The organism is Maribacter sp. PR66, assembly GCF_028464205.1.
Lineage (GTDB): Bacteria > Bacteroidota > Bacteroidia > Flavobacteriales > Flavobacteriaceae > Maribacter > Maribacter flavus.
The window spans coordinates 1,143,128-1,149,368 of sequence record NZ_JAQPCH010000001.1 but is presented as its reverse complement, the minus strand read 5'-3'; the positions used below and the strand labels follow the sequence as shown (position 1 = coordinate 1,149,368).

At 42.7% G+C, this 6,241-nt stretch carries 5 protein-coding genes; all 5 read left to right on the top strand.

Translation table 11 applies throughout. From position 1 onward, the window contains the following. Nucleotides 1–332: carboxylesterase family protein (locus PP181_RS04935; RefSeq protein ID WP_272636189.1), on the top strand; the 332-nt coding region annotated here is incomplete at its 5' end. A 733-nt stretch (nucleotides 333–1,065) separates the two neighbouring features. Further along, nucleotides 1,066–1,524, top strand: coding sequence for an SRPBCC domain-containing protein (locus PP181_RS04930; protein ID WP_154918074.1), 459 nt, complete (start codon nucleotides 1,066–1,068; stop codon nucleotides 1,522–1,524). Between the two features lie 408 nt (nucleotides 1,525–1,932). After that, nucleotides 1,933–2,511, top strand: coding sequence for a DUF1349 domain-containing protein (locus PP181_RS04925; RefSeq protein ID WP_272636188.1), 579 nt, complete (start codon nucleotides 1,933–1,935; stop codon nucleotides 2,509–2,511). Nucleotides 2,512–2,896: 385 nt separating this feature from the next. Beyond that, nucleotides 2,897–4,390: an alpha-L-fucosidase gene (locus tag PP181_RS04920; RefSeq protein WP_272636187.1), complete on the top strand. Its 1,494-nt coding sequence runs from the start codon at nucleotides 2,897–2,899 to the stop codon at nucleotides 4,388–4,390. 147 nt (nucleotides 4,391–4,537) lie between these two features. Further along, entirely contained in the window at nucleotides 4,538–6,208 is a 1,671-nt protein-coding gene (locus PP181_RS04915; RefSeq protein ID WP_272636186.1) for a SulP family inorganic anion transporter, read from the top strand. Nucleotides 6,209–6,241 lie beyond the last annotated feature (33 nt).

Below are 6,241 nucleotides of genomic sequence, written 5' to 3'. Positions count from 1 at the left end.
CTGTATACGCGTACCTATTGGCCTGGAAAAGCCCCGTTGAGGAAGCTTCTAAAGGTTCGTTCCATGGTTTGGACATTCCTTTGGCCTTCAATACGGTCGATCTAAGGTCAGACTGGACCGGCAATGGAGAGGATGCCTGGGAACTGGCCGACAAGATGAGTTCTGCCTGGATCAATTTTGTAAAAACGGGAAATCCCAACGTACAAGGGGTACTTCCAGAGTGGGAACCTTATACCGCGGACAATGGCGCCACGATGTATTTTGATACGGAATGCCGCATAGTGCATAATCATGACCGGGAGTTGATGAAAATGATCAGGCCACTGGATTAGCCGGATATTTCATGTTTACATTTAATATGAATCTGAACAAATGAACAATGCAGAAAAGGGGCCATGAACAAGGGCCCCTTTTTATTTAGGAGCAAACTGGCAAGGTCGATGGTTCCCATGGTATGTTTCCTAGGGTTTAGCTTTCTTATCATTAACTATGATCACACATATTTATGCGATGATGTCGAATTATTCATGTAATTTCTAATTTTTTCAAAGGAATTCATCGGTCGCTCCTCTTGGTCGCCTGCGGCGTACTTTAGTTGCATTGCTAGCGCAATTCCCGCACCAAAAGCTAGTCGACATCATTACTTCGATAAACTCAGCACAAGCTCTGCGCCATGCCAAATCGAGCTTGCGAGATTCATGAACTCAGCTAGCAAAGAATAAAAAACAGTGAACTAAATTACATTGGCCGTAGGATAAGGGACCTCTTTGTAAAGACCGCCGCTAAGGCTCTGCTACTCGACATATCAGGACTCTATATGTAATTTATTCATGCCTTTTTATTTTTCTTAAAGTATTCATGTGTTCGCTTCACTCGGAAGGTCGGCCAATTTTATTACCAATACCGCAAATGAATTTGCTTTATTTCCTTAAAATTCGCCGGACTACGCATAGCGCGGCGTTAGCTGCAATTTTTGAGAATCATTAAAATACCCGAACAAAATCTTTTCATATCATAACTCTGGAGTTGGATAAAAAGATTAATTTAAAACTTTAATATCGAGTGATGAAAAAAATCAAATACGAAAAGAAGATAAATTCTTCATCCCAAAATGTCTATGAAGCGATGCTAGGGTTAAATGATAAATCCACCTATGAATATTGGACGTCAGCTTTTAACCCAACATCAACTTTTGAGGGAAGCTGGAATAAAGGAAGTAAAATTCATTTTATCGGATTAGATGAAAATGGTAAAAAAGGAGGCATGGTTTCGGAAATTGTTGAAAACAAACCTGCCGATTTTGTTTCAATTCGTCACTATGGTATTCTGGATGGAGAGAATGAAATAACAACTGGGGAAAAGGTAGAAAAATGGGCTGGCGGACTTGAAAACTATAAGTTCAAAGAAAACAATGGAATCACTACCGTAATTGTGGAGCTGGATGTTGTTGATGAATACCTTGACTACTTTGATAATACTTATCCCAGCGCATTAGACAAATTGAAAGAGATTTCAGAAAAATAAAACTGCACCTAACATAGATGCTGAGTTAAAAAACAAGTTCTTTTAGTTCAATTTCGATACATAGTTCTCATCATAGGACAGCCCAGATTTTGCAATGGTAGCCGCTTGTTTCAAAATTTATTGTCTTTGCTCTTCTAGCCCAACTGGATAGCTTCAATTCCAAATTTGAAAGGATAACCATATTTTTCTAAAGGGCTTTCGTTATATTTCATTTAAAATCCATATAAAGTAAGAAATGCACCATACAAACATCCAGAAGGTGGGAAGCCTTATCTTGGCCCAATGAAAATAGACCTTTTTAACTCACAATACTTTACTCGCAGTACGGTCACAAACACGATTAAATAGCATACAATTTTAGGAATGTAACCCATGGCAAACAAAGCTTCTTCACAAAACTTAAATTCCATGAACTGGTATAACGAACCAAGCTCCTGGAACATTTCAGACGACAGATTAGAATTGTTCGTAACCCCGCAATCAGACTATTGGCGTAAAACACATTATGGATTTACGGTAGACGATGGTCCGTTTTATTATACTGTCAGAGGTGGCGAGTTCGAGGCCACCTTAAAAATTACAGGTTCCTATAAAACCCAATATGACCAAATGGGGATGATGTTACGTATTAACGAAAAACATTGGATAAAAACTGGAATTGAATATGTTGACGGCATGTATAATTACAGTACCGTAGTAACGAACCGTCAAAGTAGCTGGAGCATTATTAGATTATTGGAAAGACCTAAATCCGTATGGATTAAGATTATTAGAAGATTAGATGCGGTAGAAATATATTATTCCCTGGATGGCAAGGACTATGCGATGAGCAACCTATGCTATCTAAAAGATAGGATTCCGGTAAAGGTGGGTATGATGGCGGCAAGTCCAGATGGAGATGGCTTTAAAGCCATCTTTGAAGGGTTTACCATCAAACATTTAGGGGACTTGAAAAGATTGGAATGGTTGGAAAGTATAAAAAAATAACCATTGTCAAACTGCTTAAAATAACAATGCTTCTTATGCGTGGACTAAAACCAATGGATAAATGAGGAATCATTTTAAGGCCACACGCCTAAAATAGACCATTATAGCCCAATTCATGATAGATTTCTATGGCCAATCTGCCGCAGCATTCCTGAACTTATGAAAAAAAGGACATGGTAAATTATTCTAAAACCAACTGCCAATAATCCAGATCATTGAACTAATTACTAAAAGTTATTTCCAAAATTTGACCTCTAGAGCACTTTACTTGGCCCTTTTATTTTTATCAACCTTTAGGAGCCTTCTTCTTATTATTGATTTCCAGATTTGCTATATTTCAGCTTATTTAAACGATTTTCAATTTTCGGTCTTAACGTAATCAACCATGAAAACTTCGCTGGAAAAATTAGCCATCGCCTTAATCCTTCTGTTTACCTCCTATTCCTTCGCCCAGGCCATCTTGGAAGATGAACGGTATGTGCCCGAAACGGACCCCTTGGTCCTGGAAAAACTGGATCAATGGCAGGATATTAAATTCGGATTACTAATGCATTGGGGCGCTTACAGCCAATGGGGCATCGTGGAATCATGGTCCATTTGTCCGGAGGACTACGGTTGGTGCGAACGTACCAAAGGAAGCAATCCCCAAAACTATTTTGAATATAAAAAGGAGTACGAGGATCTTAAAAAGACGTTTAACCCTGTAAAATTTGACCCTGATAAATGGGCCGATGCCGCCAAGGCCGCCGGAATGCGATATGTGGTTTTTACCACAAAACACCATGACGGATTCTCCATGTTCGACTCCAAATACACGGATTATAAGGTTACCGACCCAGGATGTGCCTTTAGCGAACATCCCAAGGCAAATATCACCAAGGAAATTTTCGATTCCTTTAGGGCGAAGGATATGTGGGTAGGTGCCTATTTTTCCAAACCGGATTGGCACCATGAAAACTACTGGGACCCCTATTTTCCGCCACAGGACAGGAATGTAAACTATGACCCTGCCCTATATCCTGAAAAATGGGAAAAGTACGTACAGTTCACGCATAATCAATTGTTGGAATTACTGACGGACTATGGCAAGGTGGACATTATTTGGCTCGATGGCGGTTGGGTCAAAAAACGGGATCAACAGAACTTGGAGGAAAACTATGCGGAAAAGTTTACCGAAAACGCTTCGGGAAATGGTTTCATAAAACACAGAATGGTATCCCAGGATATCCGCATGGACGAACTGGTGACCAAGGCCCGTGAAAAACAACCCGGGCTCATTGTCGTGGACCGTGCCGTTTACGGAAAAAATCAAAATTACCTTACCCCGGAAAACCGCGTACCGGAAAAGGAACTGCCCTACCCTTGGGAATCCTGCATCATTTCAGGTGATGGCTGGTCCTACACGCCGGATTCCAACTACATGACAGGTAAGGAAGGTATACAAATGTTGGTGGATATCGTAGCCAAGGGAGGTAATCTGTTGTTGAACATTGCCCCATCGCCAGAGGGGGAATGGGACCCGGGTGCCTATAATTTGCTCCAGGAATATGGAAAGTGGATGGATATCAACAACGAAGCCATTTACAATAGCCATACCTTGGCGCCCTACAAAGAGGATAACATTTGTATGACCCAACAGAAGGATGGTACAACCTACTTTATGTACCTAGCGAAGGAAGGAGAAACCGAAATGCCATCCAGTATTACCGTTAAATCCCACCAACCCGCCAAAGGGAGTATGGTCACGCTTTTGGGACATAACGGGGTTTTGAAGTGGACACCCCAAGGGGAAGGCTTTGTGGTCAACATTCCTAAATCCATCCGAAAAAATCCCCCTAGCGACCATGTATGGACCATCAAGGTTACCCAGTTGGAATAATCCAGTAACATAGTTTTATGTAGGTCTACAAAAAGCTTTCATCGATAGCAGCTATAAAAAACTTTCAGATTTGGTATCTTTCAGATACAATCCTGACGGATAACTTACTTATTATTAATCCGATAAAACTAACCAAAATAGAACGCTATGCTCAATAAACTATTCAATACCAAACATATAAAAGGGGACTTTACAGGTGGCTTGGTTGCCGGGGTTGTCGCCTTGCCCTTGGCCTTGGCCTTTGGTGTACAGTCCGGCCTCGGTGCAACGGCAGGGCTCTATGGGGCCATAGCGGTAGGTATTTTTGCAGCCATGTTTGGGGGAACGGAGACGCAGGCCAGTGGTCCAACTGGTCCCATGACCGTGGTATCGGCAGCCTTGGTGGCTACTGCCATGCAAATGAACGGTGGTGCGGAGGGTTCCATGAACATCATATTATTGACGTTTTTGTTGGGTGGCGCATTTCAGGTCATTTTTGGATTTTTGAATATAGCGGGCTATGTGAAATATTTTCCCTATCCGGTAATCTCTGGATTCATGAGCGGGGTGGGCCTTATCATCGTTATTTTGCAGATCTTTCCATTTTTGGGCATGGACTCGGCAAAGTCGACCGTATCGGTCATAAAGGATTTACCTAGAATTGCATCCGAAATCAATCTCAATGCCCTGTTGTTGGGGGCCATAACCATTGTAGTGTATTTCATTTTCCCGAAAATCACCAAGGCCGTTCCCAGTGCCCTTGTGGCATTGATCGTGGCGACCTTGATATCCTATTTTGCTAAAATGGACGTGCCTTTGATCGGGGAGATTCCGTCCGGATTGCCCGCCTTCCAACTTGGGGGCATCTTTAGCGTTCCCCCAAGTGCCTATCCAAAGATCATAGAATTTGCCTTGGTATTGGCCGTTCTTGGCAGTATCGATTCGTTGTTGACCTCCGTAATCGCGGACAATATGACCAAGACCAAGCACAATAGCAACAGGGAGCTCATTGGGCAGGGAATTGGAAATATGTTGGCGGCCGCCATTGGCGGGATTCCCGGGGCGGGAGCCACCAAGGGTACCGTGGTGAATATCAATGCGGGCGGGAAAACGCGTTTATCGGGGATTTTCCATGGCCTATTTCTTTTGGCCGTTTTATTGGGGCTTGGACAACTGGCCGCGCACATTCCGCTCAGTGTTCTGGCCGGATTGCTGATTCCCATCGGGTTTAAGATCATCGATTTTAAGGGGTTGAAGCATTTGCGAAAAGTACCCAAGGCCGATGCCGTCGTACTTCTGTTGGTGCTGTCCGTAACCACGTTTGGTAGCTTGATACACGCCGTAGGAATCGGGATTGCCCTGGCTTGTCTGTTGTTCATGAAAAAATCCGGCGACATAGGCGAAAAAGGACTGGAAGTGGGAAATATAGCCGAAATAGACGGAGAGAAACCTTGGCAGGACGAGATAGAGTTTTACGATAAATACAAGGACAAGGTCATCGTTAAACATTTATATGGGCCCTTGTTCTTTGGTTTTACTTCTTATTTCAAGGACCAGATCAAGACCCTTTCCCAGGATGTAAAAGCGGTAATCATACGCATGGACCGCGTACCCTACATGGACCAGACCGGGCTATATACCTTGGAAGAAGTGATTTTGGACCTTGAACTGGAAAATATTGAGGTGATCTTGGTGGGTCTGAAGGAGCAGCCCAGGGACATGTTGGAGGCCGTGGATATTATTCCTGACCTTATACCTCCCGAAGATATTTTTGAGCATATTGGGGATAGCTATTCCTATCTTAGGGACAAATTGAAAGCAGGCGAAATATCGAGCTGATTTTCGATTTACAGGACTTTTCCTTTTGGAGCG

Bases quoted from the DNA above. Each gene is read 5' to 3' on its own strand.
- PP181_RS04930 (WP_154918074.1), top strand. From the start codon at position 1,066: ATGAAAAAAATCAAATACGAAAAGAAGATAAATTCTTCATCCCAAAAT.
- PP181_RS04925 (WP_272636188.1), top strand. From the start codon at position 1,933: ATGAACTGGTATAACGAACCAAGCTCCTGGAACATTTCAGACGACAGA.
- PP181_RS04920 (WP_272636187.1), top strand. From the start codon at position 2,897: ATGAAAACTTCGCTGGAAAAATTAGCCATCGCCTTAATCCTTCTGTTT.
- PP181_RS04915 (WP_272636186.1), top strand. From the start codon at position 4,538: ATGCTCAATAAACTATTCAATACCAAACATATAAAAGGGGACTTTACA.